The sequence below is a fragment of the Okeania sp. SIO2F4 genome (assembly GCF_010672385.1).
Lineage (GTDB): Bacteria > Cyanobacteriota > Cyanobacteriia > Cyanobacteriales > Microcoleaceae > Trichodesmium.
Genome location: NZ_JAAHGT010000008.1, coordinates 1 through 15,725 on the forward strand (window position 1 = coordinate 1; position 15,725 = coordinate 15,725).

Consider the following 15,725-nt stretch of genomic DNA (forward strand, 5'->3'; position numbering starts at 1 on the left):
TGTGAACGCAGATTTGGAAAAATCTGATTGGTTCAAGTTCAACTAAGGTCCCGAAAAGATTACTGCTTCAAGATCCTGTCGAGTCAAGGAATATTTAAAAGATCGTTGAATGTCAGTACCATCAACACCTGCATCTACATAACGTACAGTAAGTTGATCGATATCAAGTAATAATTCTGCTTTCCAAGCTGGTCTTTCAACCCACCAACAGTGCAATTTTTCCAAATTTTGTTGGCAGCCATTTTCCTGAAGCCATTGCTCAATTTTTGGTAGAGGATGATTATATAAAGGAGTATCTGGGCTAGGAAGATCCATTTCTTTTATTTCTACAAAAAATATCTAGATTTTTTTGACGCTTTTCTATTATATAGCGCTTCTGGGATAGGTGAACCACACAATCAAAACAATAACCCTTCTAGGAAGGTTCCATGAAACCTCCCTTATTTGGTCTAATAATTATGAAAACTTATCTAATTAAAGTTGTCGCTAAATAGATGGAAAAAAATAGCTCAAATTAAGACACAGGAGTAATTCCAGGTGTTTGATTCCAGGAATAGCTAAAATCCTTACATGACAATAGTTTCCCAGTTTTTTAGTTATAAAGCGACAAGTCTAATATTTAATTTAATAGGAGATTTTGGTTTATCTGAACTTCTAAAAATCTAGATCACCCTAGAAAGGGTTCCCATCGATGACTGAAAGCAATTTTCAACTAACTTGTCCATAAACCTACTGGCACCCGAAGGTTAATGTTCCCCTCAATTACCTTGAGTGAGGACTCCTTCTGAGGTTTTTCTGATCGAGTAAAAATTAGAGTGCAAGTACACTCCATTATTAATGCCAAAATTCTGTGATTCAAATATCTTTCTCAAGTATAATAAACTTTGTACATAAATATAGTCATATATATTCAAATAATGTCAAATCTCTTCGTTGATTTGTACATGCATAGCTACTAAATATTTGACAAAATTTAATAACTTTCTTCAATAGGTTTAATGTTACAATGAAATTGGCTCAGAATTCCCGACTCAATAATCATAAAAATTCCGAAATTTTCATAGCCCTTAGTAAGGCTCACTCAAGGCGCATCCCTTGATTTATGAGATTAGTTGAGAGACATATTATTCAACCAACACATCGGTTTTATGCTGAAATTGACCGACTGTGTTTCTTGTCGAAAAATCTCTTAAAATCATGCTAATTATTTAGTTAGTCAGTATTTTATCTTTGAAAATACTTATCGTCACTATTATAACCTGCTGCGACTTTCTACTCAAGTAGACTATAAAGCAATGCCAGAATCGAGTCTCTCAACAAATCTTGATGATAATAGATCGAAACACCGAAGAGTTTTTTAGCAGCGAATGAAGTTTATAAACAGAACCCATCAAAGTTTAGAGCTGCGCCGCGTCTTCGGTGGATATAAAAATCAAATAACGGGAAGAAATATTCTAGTTTATACAAAACAAGCCATCAGCAAGAAGCAACTTAAAACTTGGAATTATTAATCCTTCTCAAACTGGGATTTATCTAAAAACCCTAGTACCTGCTTCACACTCTTAAACAAGTTCGTCTCGTCCCTAGACTTAATCATTATGTAATTGAGGTAATTTATGAAACCACTAAAAAACAATATGAGCTAGAAAAAAAACGTTGCGCCAGTATTGATATTGGATTAAACAATTTAGCTACATTAACCTTTAATAAGCGCCGGAATTAAACCCAAGAGTGATAAATGGCAGACCGTTAAAATCTATCAATCAATACTATAATACAATTAAGAGTTTCCTACAATCTGAACTCCAGGAAAATCAATCAAGCCAGAGACTAAAAAAGCTTATGTTAAAAAGAGAATTTGCTCATCAATGATTATCTTGTGTATTACATCTGGTTTGATTATTGATACCTTGATGAATGAGATGCAGAGACACTTTGATAATAGGCCACAATGAAGACTGGAAGCAGAAGATAAATTTAGGGAAAAGAAATAATCAAAATTTTGTATCTGTTCCCTATAACAGGTTAATCGAAATGTTATCTTATAAAGCCGAGATGGTAGGAATAAAAGTAATTCTTACAGAAGAATCTTATACGTCCGCATCAAGTTTTATAGACAATGATTTAATTCCAGTCTACAAGAAAGGCCAAAAAAATCAAGTCAGTTTTTCCGGGAAAAGAATAAAGCGATGCAGCGCCTTCACGCGGGGGTTTCCCCCACTCGCTGTTGCATCAAGACAAAGAGGAATGCAATCGTACTGCAAGCATTGGATTAATCAATGAGTTATGTGAACGATTCTCTGAACCAATGCGAAAAAAGCAGCTCCCTTTTGTCTTTGACCATGGGATAGAGGAGCCAGTGCGTTGGGCGGGTCTCCCGACAGTCACGCAACTGGCATGGTGTTGTAGTGCCTCCTGTGGAGGAGCTGCGCTAACACAAGCGCCAGGATAATACCTCCAAAATAAGGATTAGTCATATTTGACTATATTTTTATCAACTATTAATCTAAAAAGCTCCATCTAACAAACTGGACATTCTGTAGATATTTGTCCAGAATTGTCTGAAAATTTAGACTTTAGAAAGCAGCAGATCATCTCTGAATTTGATAAAGTTAAAAAATTATAATGAGGATACTAGATATATAACTTAAATTCCTGGTGGTTCTATAGGTTGGATCGTGAATTCTGGACGTATGAGACCGATAATAATAGCTATTACCAAACAACCAATAAGAGCAAGGCCCATAATCAAAAGGGCAAATAACTCACCCGCAGATAATGGTCTATCTGTACTGTCTAAGTAGCTAGATAAATTTCTCCATTGTGAACGGGATACATGAGTGCTGAAGTTAACTCTTTGCTCAAAATCGTTTAGATACAGATGCCTGATCTTTTTATCGTACTCTAATCTTCTCTCGGAGTCCACTAAAGTAGCATAAGCTTCATTAATTTGCTGGAATTTAGCAGTAGCGATCGCTCGTGGCATATCTGTAGTATCTGGATGATAATGCTTACTTAATTCCCGATATGCTTTTCTAATTTCTTGATTAGATGCTTTTGGATGGAGTCCAAGTAAAGAATAATAGCTCACACCCAAAGGAGTATATTTTGTCATTCTTCAAATTCTTGTAACTTTTCCCACTAAATTAATTTTTGCCAATAGTTATATTTTTATTTACTGATTTCTGTTGACAGAATAGCAACTATAATTATTTAGTATTGAACAATCACGAAAGATTATTTTTTTCAATAATTATCTACGAGATTGAGTGAATTAATCCCTAGATTTAGATAGTTTTTAATGTTCTAAATCAGTCTCATCCCACTCAACTTTTCAAATAATCAATCAATACCGATCGTAATGATTACAGACTAGAAAACTTGGAAAAGCTTAAATTTCAATCATTCCATTCCCCTCTTGGTGGGAGAGGGGGGTTTCTCTGAAGGGTTAGAGCTAACTCATCTTCTGGGAGTCCTCCTCTCAACCACTGACGAAGGGCACTTTCAATCACTTTGCTAGGGTCATTTGTTAAATGCTTAACTTGATCTAATAACCCAGGATCTATATTTATAGATAATTTTACTTTTTCCGGAGACTTTTGCTCATTAACTTTAGGCTCATTCATAACAAGACAATCCTAAATTTAGAAAAGTTATATAATATACTAATATCTAGCAACTAATTTAACTATTTTACTAACAAATATGATGAATTTGTATCTTTATATAGTCCACTTTTAAAACTATATTTTATATGTCTATCATATTAGGATTTATTTGTCAAACCATAAAATAAATATCTGAGTAAATTATGTTTACTAGTAATATATTTGATTTTTAACAGTGACTGGAACAGAAATAAGGCAAGGCCAAAAATTTAAGAATTAAAATATGTTAAGAAAATAGATAGATTTTACTGAGACCATAACAAAAATACGGCAGCTCAAATTATTAAAAAAAATATGACAAAAGTTCCTGTATCTCACATTCGTAATTTTTCCATTATTGCCCATATAGACCATGGAAAATCAACCCTAGCAGATCGCCTCCTACAAGCAACTGGCACAGTGGCAGACCGTGAAATGAAAGAGCAATTTTTAGACACAATGGACTTAGAAAGGGAGCGTGGCATTACAATTAAGCTCCAGGCAGCCCGAATGAATTATTGTGCTAAAGATGGAGAAGAATATGTATTAAATCTCATTGACACACCTGGTCATGTAGACTTTTCTTATGAAGTATCCAGGTCTCTAGCAGCTTGTGAAGGTGCTTTATTAGTAGTAGACGCTTCCCAAGGAGTAGAAGCTCAGACCTTAGCTAATGTATATCTAGCTTTGGAGCATGACCTAGAAATTATCCCAGTATTAAATAAAATAGACCTTCCTGGGGCAGAACCAGAACGGGTAAAACAGGAAATAGAAGAAATAATTGGCTTAGACTGTTCGGGGGCAATTTTAGCATCTGCCAAAGAAGGAATAGGAATTGCTGAAATTCTAGAATCAATTGTCCAATTAGTACCACCACCACAAGATACTATTGATGAACAATTACGCGCCTTAATATTCGATAGTTATTATGACCCATATCGAGGGGTAATTGTATATTTCAGAGTCATGGATGGGACTATTGCTAAAGGCGATCGCGTCCGACTCATGGCATCAGGAAAAGAATATGATGTAGACGATCTAGGAGTTCTATCTCCGACCCAACAACCAGTAAAAGAACTTCATGCAGGAGAAGTAGGTTATTTCGCAGCAGCTATTAAAGCAGTAGAAGATGCAAGAGTTGGAGATACTATTACTCTGGCCAAAAAACAAGCCAAAGCTCCTCTACCTGGTTACACTGAAGCTAAACCTATGGTATTTTGTGGGTTATTTCCTACCGATGCTGACCAATTCCCAGATTTACGAGAAGCACTAGACAAACTGAAACTTAATGATGCGGCTTTGTCTTATGAAGCAGAAACATCAAGTGCCATGGGTTTTGGATTTCGGTGTGGATTTTTAGGATTGCTTCACATGGAAATTGTCCAGGAAAGATTAGAGCGAGAATATAATTTAGATTTGATTGTTACTTCTCCATCTGTAGTTTACCAAGTAACTACCAGTACAGGAGAGGTTGTTTTAGTTGATAATCCAAATTTATTACCAGATCCTAATCACCGGGAAAAAATGGAAGAACCTTATGTGCAAGTAGAAATGATTACCCCAGAAGAATATGTGGGTACATTAATGGAGTTGGGTCAATCAAGACGTGGTGTATTTAAGGATATGAAGTATCTGGTTCAGGGTAGAACTACTTTAATATATGAGATACCCTTGGCAGAGGTAGTAACAGACTTTTTCGACCAAATGAAATCTCGGTCTCGTGGTTATGCTAGTATGGAATATCATCTTATAGGTTATCGTGAGAATCCTTTGGTTAAGCTGGATATTATGATTAATGCTGAACCAGTGGATGCTTTGGCTGTAATCGTACATAAGGATAAGGCTTATGGGGTAGGTCGTGCTTTGGCAGAAAAGCTGAAAGAGTTAATTCCCCGTCATCAGTTTAAGGTACCAATTCAAGCATCTATTGGTTCCAAAGTTATTGCTAGCGAACATATTCCAGCTTTGAGAAAAGATGTTTTGGCTAAATGTTATGGTGGGGATATTAGCCGTAAGAAAAAATTACTACAAAAACAAGCTAAAGGTAAAAAGCGCATGAAGTCATTAGGTACAGTTGATGTACCACAAGAAGCTTTTATGGCAGTTTTGCGATTAGATTGACATACTCCCGACGCTCCCCCTACGGGAGAGCGCGGGATTCTTCAGTCAGATAAGCCCTGACCGCAGTTTTAACAGAAGTGATGTCCTCCTCCTGTGTTGATAACAATCCTATTCTTTGTATTAGGAGTGCCGAGTTATAGTCTCTGTCTAGTTCCTGTCCACATTTAGGGCATGAATGCCTTTCATGTCGCGCAGCGAAACGCTCAGATAAGCTTTTAGAGACTTTATTCAAGCATTCCCAACAATATTGAGATGTACCTTTTGGATCTACTTTGATAATTCTTTTGCCCAACTTCCAGGCGACATACTCTAAGACTTGAACAAACTGGCCAAATGCTGCATCCTGCAAAGACTTATTCAATCCTGATTTAGCTGATTGACCATTGGGTAAAAACTGACCATTGTCACCTAATTTAGCTTTGCAACGTCTGACTAAATTTGCTATTTGCAGGTCTTCTAAAAATATCACCTGACAGTCACTAAATAAATGATAAGCCAGCTTAAATTGCCAATCCAAACGTTGTCTAGCTATTAGTTGATGGAGTTTGGCTATTTTACGTTTGAGAATTTTCCAAGCTTTTGAATGTTTTGGTTTTTTAGCTAATCTTTCCTGTAGTTTAGACAAGCGATGCTCAGAGAATCTGAAAAACTTCGGCACTTCTACAAACTCGCCATTACTGGTCACAACATAGTGCAACAATCCTAAATCAATACATGCATGAGTTTTCCCTGGTGGGCTGAATTTCTCCAACCTCTACAGGTACAGTTTTATCTTCTATCGTAAAGCTAATATACCATCCGTCTGCTTCACGGATTACTGTACCTGTCTTAACCTTGAATCCTACTGGTATTGGGCGATTGTATACTAAAGGGACTAAGCCAATTTTTGGTAAATTGATGGAATACCGACCATTGGCATTCTTGACAATATTGGTGTTTGACAACTGGGGATAACTAAAAGAATTATAGTAATGCTTTCCCTTGAATTTAGTTCTACCACTGGTTTTACCGTTTTTATCGGGTTGGGTAAAGTTATCCATCGTAGTTTGTACGCGCTGGATAACATCTTGCAATACCTGGGAGTGGATGGACTTGTATTCGGGGAAGAGTTTTTTAGTTTGTACTAGGTCTGCTAACTGTACTGTTTCCCAAGCTACATAACCATCTATTATGTTAGGATGTTTGTCACCTTTTCTAGTTATCGGATGACCATTACTGTCCTTTTTTCTACCGTCGCGGGTTTGTATCCTAAACTCTGGAATGTTTTGGTAAATTCTTTCTCTTGGTACTACTGAAACATTAAGAGGACAAGCATTAACTCGTGTACGCGTTGCTTCAAACCAGTTTAACCTTTCAGCCAAACGGTAATTATATTGACGTCGGGCTAATTCCAACCAATTAGCAATAATTAACCCTTGACTTTTATGGGGTTTTAGCTTGTACTTGTATTTCAGTAGCATGGCAGAATCTACCAGGATTCATCCAAAGATTTATGATAATAGCTGTGTATATAATTGTCAATAGCTATAGCAAACAGGACAATAGACATCTCCAAAAATGCCAATTTGGGAACTGCGGGGTAAGACTTTGAGAACCTTTTCTAGAGATGTCTAATAGTAAAACCGCAGACCCTAGCCCGGCTTCCCCATCCCTCCGCTCCCCTTACGGGAGAGCGCGGCACTTCCCCGGCGGGAAGTTAATTTACCCGAATGCTCAGGTTGTAGAAAGGAAAACCAATGTAAAAGATACCAAACTCTACTGAGGTATTTCAGACCCAGACTTTCTTAGTGTATGATGGAGTTTAATGTGGTTCTTCAATTTTCTATTGAAAACCACAACAAATTACAGTCCTTGATAGTGGAAATAATGAGAATATTAGTAACAGGTGGCGCAGGTTTTCTTGGTTCTCATCTGATTGATAGATTAATGGAACAAGGCCATGAAGTCCTCTGTCTTGATAATTTTTACACAGGAACTAAACGCAATATTTATAAGTGGTTGAATCATCCTTACTTTGAATTAATTCGCCACGATATTACAGAACCCATCAGATTAGAAGCAGATCAAATTTATCATTTAGCTTGTCCTGCTAGTCCAATACATTATCAGTACAACCCTGTCAAGACAATTAAAACAAATGTGATGGGGACATTGAATATGTTGGGGTTAGCTAAAAGGGTAAAAGCAAGATTCTTTTTGGCTTCCACATCTGAGGTATATGGAGACCCAGATGTACATCCTCAAACAGAAGAGTATAGAGGTAATGTTAATTGTATTGGCATTAGATCATGTTTTGACCCTCAAACTGAAATTTTAACTGAAGCAGGTTGGGTAGCTTTTCCAGATTTACAACCAGAAGTCAAAGTAGCAACATTAAACCCAGAAGGTAAAGTCGAATATCATATTCCTGATGAATATATTGTACAACCATACATTGGGGAAATGTACCGCTTTGCTAATGCTAAATTTGATTTTTGTGTGACTCCTAATCACTGGATGTATGTGCGTAGCAAAACTGATAAATTAAAGTTTATTAGGGCAGATGAAGATAAGCATTGGCAAAGTTGGCGGGCATTAACTGGAGGAGATTTTGGTGGCGAAGAAGTAGAATGGTTTGAGTTAGGACTCCCTCCTAGAAATGCCAAGGTAAAAGTAGAAAAAATCCACATGGATGACTGGCTAGAATTTTTAGGTTATTACATTTCTGAAGGTTGCGTTCATGTGAGAAAAAGGTCGCGAGTGGTAGGGGGAAATGATTATGATATAGCAGACTATAATGTATTAATTGCTCAAGAAAATCCTGAAGGACGTTTGAAAATTGCTAATTGTTTAAGTCGTTTAGGCTTTAAGTTTTTTGATTCGGATGACCATCAATTTAGGATTGGCAGTAAACAGTTAGCTGAAATTTTATTACCTTTAGGTAAGTCTGGTGAAAAATACATTCCTCGTGAGTTATTCCAACTATCAAAACGACAGTTATTAATCCTATTTAATGCTCTGATAATGGGTGATGGTTCGGAAGGAGGAGATTGTTACGCTTACTATAGTAAATCTAAACAATTAGCAGATGATGTACAAGAATTAGCACTTCGTTGTGGTTATGCAGCTTCGGTGGTTTCTCATGCAGTGGGGCGCGACCTTTATCGAGTAAATATTCGACCTGCGAAAGATGCACATTTAGTTGAACCAGAACGGTTCCGTTATGTCGGAAAAGTTTATTGTGTTAATGTTACAAACCATGTTGTTTTTGTTAGGAGAAACGGGCGTGCTGCTTGGTGTGGTCAATGTTATGATGAGGGGAAGCGAGTAGCGGAAACTTTGGCTTTTGATTACCATCGCCAAAATAAAGTTGACATCAGAGTAGTCAGAATTTTTAACAGTTTGACTGGAGACCAAAAGGTACTTTATTACATTGGTGAAAAGCTTTATTATGAAACTTTTGCTGAATGTTACGGGCGGATTAATGGAGATATATCAAATGTATCAGTGCCTTGTTTTGATGAAAATTCTCAAACAGTAATTAAACCAATTTCTGCAATTTGGAAACATCATGTCAAGAAGAAAGGTTTTAAGATTAAAACTACTTGGGGTAAGCAAATAAAAATCACAGAAGACCATAGTTTATTTACCAGAGATGAAAATAATAAACCTCAAGCAGCTTTTGGAAATGACTTAAAGGTGGGAGATGAAATTGGAGTTCCCAGTTATATTAGCTTTTTGGAACAACCTTTAGAACCATTCCACATTACAGACAAGATATCAAGCAAAGAAGAAATATCTGTAGAAAGTGAGGAGATAATCTCCTATCTAGAAAAATATGGAGATAAAATTCGGCAGTATTTATTGGCAAAAGGTTTAAATCCTAGTAAACTTTATTCCACACTGAAAAACTACGAAGCAAAAAATCAAATTCCTAAGCATCTATGGGAATATTTAGAACTTCCTCTATCCGAAAAAGAAAAAATTTGCTACTCATCTACAAAAGCAGTTAAAAATTGGATAGGCAATTTAGAAGAATTTTTATGGTTATTAGGGTTTTATGTAGCTCAAGGAAGTTTGATACAAGATAAATTGTTGCTCAAAGGAGAAGCTAAAAAACGAGCAAAAGTAATAGAAGTAATAGAAAGAATATTTGACTATAAGTCAGAAATTGATGAAGCAGGATATATAAGTATTGAGTCAAAAATCCTGGTTGATTTAATTGCAGATGGATTAAAATTTTGGAAGAAAGAAAAAGATATTCCTAATTGGATTTTACAACTTCCTCCAGAACAATTAACTAGCTTTTTACAGGGATTTGCTGAAGGGAACGATGTAGAAAATCAACTAAATTCAAAGCTGGAATTTAAGATTGATAGTCAGTTAGTCACAGAAAAATTAGTATTAATTCTAGCTAAGTTTGGTTTAGTAGCAGATGTCTCAGAAACAGAAAAACAAATTTACCGAATAAAAATAGAGGGATTAGAAGATAACAATATCCAGAACTTTTCTAACGTTCAGCAGAAAATATCAGCCAAAACTACAGGTGATATTATCTGGGCAAAAATAGAAAGTATTGAAGAATTTGAAATAGATGATTATGTCTACGATTTCTCAGTACCAAATTATGAGAACTTTATTGGAGGAAGTTACAGTATTTTTGCTCATAATACCTATGGACCTAGAATGTTAGAAAATGATGGTCGAGTTGTTAGTAACTTTATCGCACAAGCCTTAAAAGGAATACCACTAACAGTCTATGGCGATGGCTCCCAAACCAGAAGTTTCTGTTATGTTTCAGACTTGGTAGAAGGGTTTATCAGGTTAATGAATCAAGATTTTATCGGACCAGTTAACATAGGGAACCCTGGAGAGTATACAATACTAGAATTAGCTCAGAAAATTCAAGAAATGGTTAATCCAGATGCAGAGATAACATATAAGCCTCTGCCACAAGATGACCCAAAACAGCGACAACCAGATATTACTCGTGCAAAAAAATATTTGGGTTGGGAACCTACTGTTCCTCTCGAAGAAGGGTTAAAATTGACCATAGAAGATTTTCGAGAGCGGCTCAAAAATGAACCGCCAAAAAGCTAAAAGGGTGCGGGGATGAGCGGAAATAAATCGTAACAACTTAATCCCCACAAAAAATTTTCGTCTTTTTTCCTGTTAAAAATTTTGAGGATATAAATATGCGCGTTTGTGTTATTGGTACTGGTTACGTTGGTTTAGTTACAGGAGTTTGTCTGTCTCATACAGGACATCATGTAATTTGCATAGACAACAACGAAGAAAAAGTCAAATTATTAAAATCAGGACAGTCTCCAATCTACGAACCGGGGTTGTCTGAACTGATGCAAAGTAGCACTAAAGCAGGGTTGCTAGAGTTTACATCTGACTTGAAAGCAGGGGTAGATCACGGAGATATTTTATTTATCGCTATTGGTACTCCCCCACTACCTACCGGGGAAAGTGACACTCGCTATGTTGAAGCAGTAGCTAAGGGGATCGGCGCTCATTTGACTACAGGTTATAAAGTGATTGTCAATAAATCAACTGTACCTATTGGATCTGGTGACTGGGTAAGGCGGATAGTTTTAGATGGGGTTGAGGAACGTAAAAAAGAAGAAGGGGGAACTGGTACCGATATTGAAGCAGAATTTGATGTAGTTAGTAACCCAGAGTTTTTGCGCGAAGGTTCCGCTATATTCGATACTTTTAACCCAGACAGAATTGTATTGGGTAGTAACAGTCAAAAGGCGTTAGATATGATGCAGGAGCTTTATGCTCCTCTGGTTGAACGCAAGTATGGTGACGACCAGTCTCTACCACCAGTGGCAGTAGTAATTACAGATTTGAACTCAGCAGAGATGATTAAATATGCTGCTAACTCTTTCTTGGCAACAAAGATTAGTTTTGTGAATGAGGTTGCTAATATTTGCGATCGCGTCGGTGCAGATGTGACTCAGGTTGCTAAGGGTATTGGGTTAGACTCTCGCATTGGTAATAAGTTTTTACAAGCTGGTATCGGTTGGGGTGGTTCCTGTTTCCCTAAAGATGTTTCTGCTTTAGTTCATACTGCTGATGACTATGGTTGTGAAGCAAATTTATTGAAAGCAGCAGTTGAGGTGAATAAGCGTCAACGAATGATAGCAATAGATAAGTTACAGCAGGCGCTGAAGATTCTCAAGGGTAAGACTATAGGGTTATTGGGTTTGACGTTTAAACCTGATACTGATGATATGCGGGATGCACCTTCTCTAGATTTGATTCAAGAGTTAAACAGGTTGGGTGCGAAGGTGAAAGCTTACGATCCAATTATTTCTCAGTCTGGTATGCGTCATGGTTTAACAGGTGTGGTAGTTGAGACTGACCCAGAAAGACTTGCTGATGGTTGTGATGCTTTGGTATTGGTTACAGACTGGAAACAGTTTGAGAAATTAGACTATGCTAAGATGGCAAAGTCGATGGAGCATAATTTGTTTGTTGATGGGCGGAATTTCTGCGATCGTAAAGAGTTGGAAGCTGCTGGTTTTCAGTATGTGGGAATAGGTCATTAAAAATCTTTTAGCAGTTAGCTTTTAGGTTTCAGCAAGCATAGAAATATATTGAAAAATCATGTAGGGACGTTCCATGGAACGTCCCTACTGTTTGATATGATATTATATAAAGTCTTTCAATTCCTCTTATTATTTAGAACATTATTTTTTAACAATGGTATTACTTTTGATTTTTAACTTTTGAATGCATGATTTCCCTAAACAATTAATCAACTTGAAAGAAAAGAATAATATCTCCTTTGATTTCAGTTTCTGCACTCATAAAGTGAGCTTGTGCTAAGAAGCTGTTTGTAAACTCATAAAAACCTCTCTCCAAACCTCTCTCCTCCCAGGAGAGAGGCTCCAGCAACCCTTAGCTGGGAGTAACTGAAAATTCGTAAATTCCCAAAACTATCAACAACTACCTTTTTGATAAGGTGGTAAATTTTGCCCAAATTATCGAAATTTTTTCTTTGGCAAAATTTCTGGATGAAATGAAAATTATCCCCTATTTCTACCCTCAATCAAAATTACTGGAGCTGAAAAATTATCTCCTTAGCTGGGAGTAACTGAAAATTCGTAAATTCCCAAAACTATCAACAACTACCTTTTTGATAAGGTGGTAAATTTTGCCCAAATTATCAGCATTTTTCTCTGGCAAAATTTCTGGATGAAATGAAAAATTATCTCCTTAGCTGGGAGTAACTGAAAATTCGTAAATTCCCAAAACTATCAACAACTATTTTTCTGAGTCGGTGGTAAATTTTGCCCAAATTATCAGCATTTTTCTCTGGCAAAATTTCTGGATGAAATGAAAAATTATCTCCTTAGCTGGGAGTAACTGAAAATTCGTAAATTCCCAAAACTATCAACAACTATTTTTCTGAGTCGGTGGTAAATTTTGCCCAAATTATCAGCATTTTTCTCTGGCAAAATTTCTGGATGAAATGAAAAATTATCTCCTTAGCTGGGAGTAACTGAAAATTCGTAAATTCCCAAAACTATCAACAACTATTTTTCTGAGTCGGTGGTAAATTTTGTCAAAATTATCGGCATTTTTCTCTGGCAAAATTTCTGGATGAAATGAGAATTGTCTCTGACTCCCCCTCGTCATAAAAAAATTAGTAGAGTAAGCAAAAACTACTCTACTATCTCTACAACTAAAGTCTACAATTTAGGAATTTTTCCTGCTCAAAAATCTGTCAATTAAACCTTAGCTTCTTCCTTAACTAACTTATCCCAACCTAAATCTTTCAAAGCATTATTTCGACGCAAAGGACGAGTTACTAATTCCAGAATATCACGAGCATTTGTAAACCCATGAATTTGAGCAAAAGTAAACTCAACAGACCACTTAGTATTAATACCCCGCGCCTCCAAAGGATTAGCATGAGCCATACCAGTAATTACCAAATCTGGCTGTAATTCATAAATCCTTTGAATCTGATTATAATTATCAGGTTTCTCAATAATCTTCGGCAAAGGCGCACCCATTTCCTGACAAGTTTTTTCCAACATTTCCAACTCAGCCTTTTGATATCTTTTATCCATATAAGGAATACCAATTTCTGGGCAAGTCATGCCACAACGAATTAAGAAACGAGCCAAAGAAATCTCCAGCAAATTATCACCCATAAAGAAGACAGACTTACCACGAATTAACTGAATATAGTCTTCTAAATTCTCCCAAATTTGCTTTTCTCGTTCTGCTAACCCTTTGGGTTCAATGCCAAAAACAGAACAAATCTTCTCAATCCAAGCCCTACTTCCATCAGGTCCGATAGGGAATGGCGCACCAATTAATTTACACTTCCGACGCCGCATTAAAGTAGTAGCAGTACGACTCAAGAAAGGATTTAAACCTGCCACATAATATCCCTCTTCAATAACTGGTAATTCCGTGTAACGTTTCGCAGGCAACCAACCAGAAACCTTAATACCTTGCTTCTTCAATTCTAAAGTTAATTGAGTTACAACTGGGTCTGGTAAAGAACCAAATAAAACCAAAGGAGGATGATTAAAATACTCAGATTCTTCCGCAGCAACTTCCTCTTTTTTCCTACCAAAACTTAAGAGTTTTTGGATGCCAGTTCTTTCTTCTTTTTCTGCTTCTAAAACTTGTTTAGGACAACGAGCTGCCATTGCTGCTAATACCGTATCTTCCCCTTGAGTAAAAGCATAATCCAAACCATTAGCACGAGCAACCACAATCGGAATGCCAATTTCTGACTCTAATTTAGGAGCCAAACCTTCCAAATCCATTTTAATAATTTCAGTGGTACAAGTGCCAATCCAAACTATCACACTAGGATTTCTATCACGTTTAATTTGTAAACATAAACGCTTCAATTCATCATAGTCATTTAACTTAGCTGAAATATCTCCTTCTTCCAACTCAGCCATAGCATAACGAGGTTCAGCAAAAATCATTACTCCCATGGCATTTTGTAGGAAATAACCACAGGTTTTAGTACCTATTACTAAGAAGAAACTATCTTCAATTTTTTGATAAAGCCAAGACACACAACTAATCGGACAAAAAGTATGATAATTGCCTGTTTCACATTCAAAAGTTAAAGCTTCAGGTTGAACAGCATTAGTCATAAAAATACTCCTATTTATCAATATTTTTGAGAGAAAATCAATGGTTACGAATGCCAAAATTGACTACTCCCTGGACGAAAGTTACAGAGAGCAATTGTAGGGGTATTTACCAATGGATAATGGATAATTGATAATTAATCAATCCAGCTTTATTGCCTCTCCCTAATAGGAAAAAAAGCGGTCGTTTAGCTAGCGCGCAACTACGTTTTTCATGTCGCTTCGCGTTAACGCGCGTTGTGCGAAGCAAAACGGATATCGCTCCGCGTTTCATGTCAGGTCTTAGCCGAAAACGCCATATCCAATCGACTTAGAGAAAAGTGCTAGGAGATTTCCTTATATTCAATTCCGTTACGGTTTTCCTTGAAATAATTATCCATTATTCATTATCAATTAATGAACAAACCGCTCAACTAAACTTACTCAAACTTACTCAAAGGTCTGACAGTCTATTCATTCGTAGTGGATCGACCACTACAGGGTTAAACGGCAAACCCTTTATTCCTTGGTCAAAGACATCAGGAATTACTTTTTTAATTATATTCAATGACCCATTTACATCGGCATTTAATAATTTATTTTCCCTGGTTTTATACAACCCTCTTGTTACTCTTTTTCCACTAAATTTCGGTTTTTTATCTCCATATTTTGGTAAGTCATCCCTATCTAAACAGCTCGATTGAGATGTATAAGATTCTTCTGTAATTCTTACTTTTATTCCTCTGAGTTGGGCTTTATAGGTTAACATCTCTATTAACCTATAATGAGGTATATTCACAAATTGTTGATTGTTCTTTTTTCCGAATTTTACCTCTTGTTTCCATGTCTGGTTATG

10 protein-coding genes and 5 pseudogenes are annotated in these 15,725 nt (G+C 36.5%); 8 read left to right on the top strand and 7 right to left on the bottom strand.

Annotated elements, in window-relative coordinates; all coding sequences use genetic code 11:
* Nucleotides 1-42: 42 nt before the first annotated feature.
* Nucleotides 43-315, bottom strand: a complete 273-nt coding sequence (locus F6K22_RS00740) for a DUF3143 domain-containing protein (protein ID WP_293092273.1) — start codon at nucleotides 313-315, stop codon at nucleotides 43-45.
* Between the two features lie 1,602 nt (nucleotides 316-1,917).
* Here F6K22_RS00740 and F6K22_RS41630 point away from each other — a divergent pair.
* Entirely contained in the window at nucleotides 1,918-2,283 is a 366-nt protein-coding gene (locus F6K22_RS41630; RefSeq protein ID WP_363272569.1) for an IS200/IS605 family accessory protein TnpB-related protein, read from the top strand.
* A gap of 364 nt (nucleotides 2,284-2,647) precedes the next feature.
* On the opposite strand, the gene F6K22_RS00745 is transcribed toward F6K22_RS41630, so the two are convergent.
* Both F6K22_RS00745 and F6K22_RS00750 read right to left on the bottom strand, forming a co-directional pair.
* Nucleotides 2,648-3,115, bottom strand: coding sequence for a J domain-containing protein (locus F6K22_RS00745; RefSeq protein ID WP_293092275.1), 468 nt, complete (start codon nucleotides 3,113-3,115; stop codon nucleotides 2,648-2,650).
* Nucleotides 3,116-3,398: 283 nt separating this feature from the next.
* Entirely contained in the window at nucleotides 3,399-3,626 is a 228-nt protein-coding gene (locus F6K22_RS00750) for a hypothetical protein (RefSeq protein WP_293092277.1), read from the bottom strand.
* 336 nt (nucleotides 3,627-3,962) lie between these two features.
* On the opposite strand from F6K22_RS00750, the gene lepA reads away from it, so the two are divergent.
* The gene (gene lepA / locus F6K22_RS00755) at nucleotides 3,963-5,768 is read left to right on the top strand and encodes a translation elongation factor 4 (RefSeq protein ID WP_293092279.1); all 1,806 of its coding nucleotides are present in this window, start codon (nucleotides 3,963-3,965) and stop codon (nucleotides 5,766-5,768) included.
* Nucleotides 5,769-5,787: 19 nt separating this feature from the next.
* On the opposite strand, the gene F6K22_RS00760 is transcribed toward lepA, so the two are convergent.
* Nucleotides 5,788-6,453, bottom strand: a complete 666-nt coding sequence (locus tag F6K22_RS00760; RefSeq protein ID WP_293092281.1) for an RNA-guided endonuclease InsQ/TnpB family protein — start codon at nucleotides 6,451-6,453, stop codon at nucleotides 5,788-5,790.
* A 22-nt stretch (nucleotides 6,454-6,475) separates the two neighbouring features.
* Complete coding sequence (locus tag F6K22_RS00765) at nucleotides 6,476-7,228, bottom strand: RNA-guided endonuclease InsQ/TnpB family protein (RefSeq protein WP_293092283.1); 753 nt, start codon at nucleotides 7,226-7,228, stop codon at nucleotides 6,476-6,478.
* Nucleotides 7,229-7,634: 406 nt separating this feature from the next.
* Here F6K22_RS00765 and F6K22_RS00770 point away from each other — a divergent pair.
* From F6K22_RS00770 to F6K22_RS00785, 6 genes and pseudogenes are all read left to right on the top strand, one after another.
* Nucleotides 7,635-8,066, top strand: a pseudogene (locus tag F6K22_RS00770) (GDP-mannose 4,6-dehydratase); the annotation flags it as partial.
* A 705-nt stretch (nucleotides 8,067-8,771) separates the two neighbouring features.
* Nucleotides 8,772-8,930, top strand: a pseudogene (locus F6K22_RS43370) (LAGLIDADG family homing endonuclease); the annotation flags it as partial.
* Between the two features lie 18 nt (nucleotides 8,931-8,948).
* Nucleotides 8,949-9,149, top strand: a pseudogene (locus tag F6K22_RS43375) (hypothetical protein); the annotation flags it as partial.
* Nucleotides 9,150-10,412 (top strand): annotated as a pseudogene (locus tag F6K22_RS00780) (GDP-mannose 4,6-dehydratase); the annotation flags it as partial.
* Between the two features lie 3 nt (nucleotides 10,413-10,415).
* A pseudogene (locus F6K22_RS42990) lies at nucleotides 10,416-10,847 on the top strand (GDP-mannose 4,6-dehydratase); the annotation flags it as partial.
* A 95-nt stretch (nucleotides 10,848-10,942) separates the two neighbouring features.
* Nucleotides 10,943-12,310: a UDP-glucose dehydrogenase family protein gene (locus F6K22_RS00785; protein WP_293092285.1), complete on the top strand. Its 1,368-nt coding sequence runs from the start codon at nucleotides 10,943-10,945 to the stop codon at nucleotides 12,308-12,310.
* 1,185 nt (nucleotides 12,311-13,495) lie between these two features.
* On the opposite strand, the gene F6K22_RS00790 is transcribed toward F6K22_RS00785, so the two are convergent.
* Nucleotides 13,496-14,893, bottom strand: a complete 1,398-nt coding sequence (locus F6K22_RS00790; RefSeq protein WP_293092287.1) for a ferredoxin:protochlorophyllide reductase (ATP-dependent) subunit N — start codon at nucleotides 14,891-14,893, stop codon at nucleotides 13,496-13,498.
* 430 nt (nucleotides 14,894-15,323) lie between these two features.
* On the bottom strand, nucleotides 15,324-15,725 hold a 402-nt coding region (locus tag F6K22_RS00795; protein WP_293092289.1), incomplete at its 5' end, for a zinc ribbon domain-containing protein.

Bases quoted from the DNA above. Each gene is read 5' to 3' on its own strand.
- F6K22_RS00765 (WP_293092283.1), bottom strand. From the start codon at position 7,228: ATGCTACTGAAATACAAGTACAAGCTAAAACCCCATAAAAGTCAAGGG.
- F6K22_RS41630 (WP_363272569.1), top strand. From the start codon at position 1,918: ATGAGATGCAGAGACACTTTGATAATAGGCCACAATGAAGACTGGAAG.
- lepA (WP_293092279.1), top strand. From the start codon at position 3,963: ATGACAAAAGTTCCTGTATCTCACATTCGTAATTTTTCCATTATTGCC.
- F6K22_RS00790 (WP_293092287.1), bottom strand. From the start codon at position 14,893: ATGACTAATGCTGTTCAACCTGAAGCTTTAACTTTTGAATGTGAAACA.
- F6K22_RS00785 (WP_293092285.1), top strand. From the start codon at position 10,943: ATGCGCGTTTGTGTTATTGGTACTGGTTACGTTGGTTTAGTTACAGGA.
- F6K22_RS00740 (WP_293092273.1), bottom strand. From the start codon at position 315: ATGGATCTTCCTAGCCCAGATACTCCTTTATATAATCATCCTCTACCA.
- F6K22_RS00750 (WP_293092277.1), bottom strand. From the start codon at position 3,626: ATGAATGAGCCTAAAGTTAATGAGCAAAAGTCTCCGGAAAAAGTAAAA.
- F6K22_RS00745 (WP_293092275.1), bottom strand. From the start codon at position 3,115: ATGACAAAATATACTCCTTTGGGTGTGAGCTATTATTCTTTACTTGGA.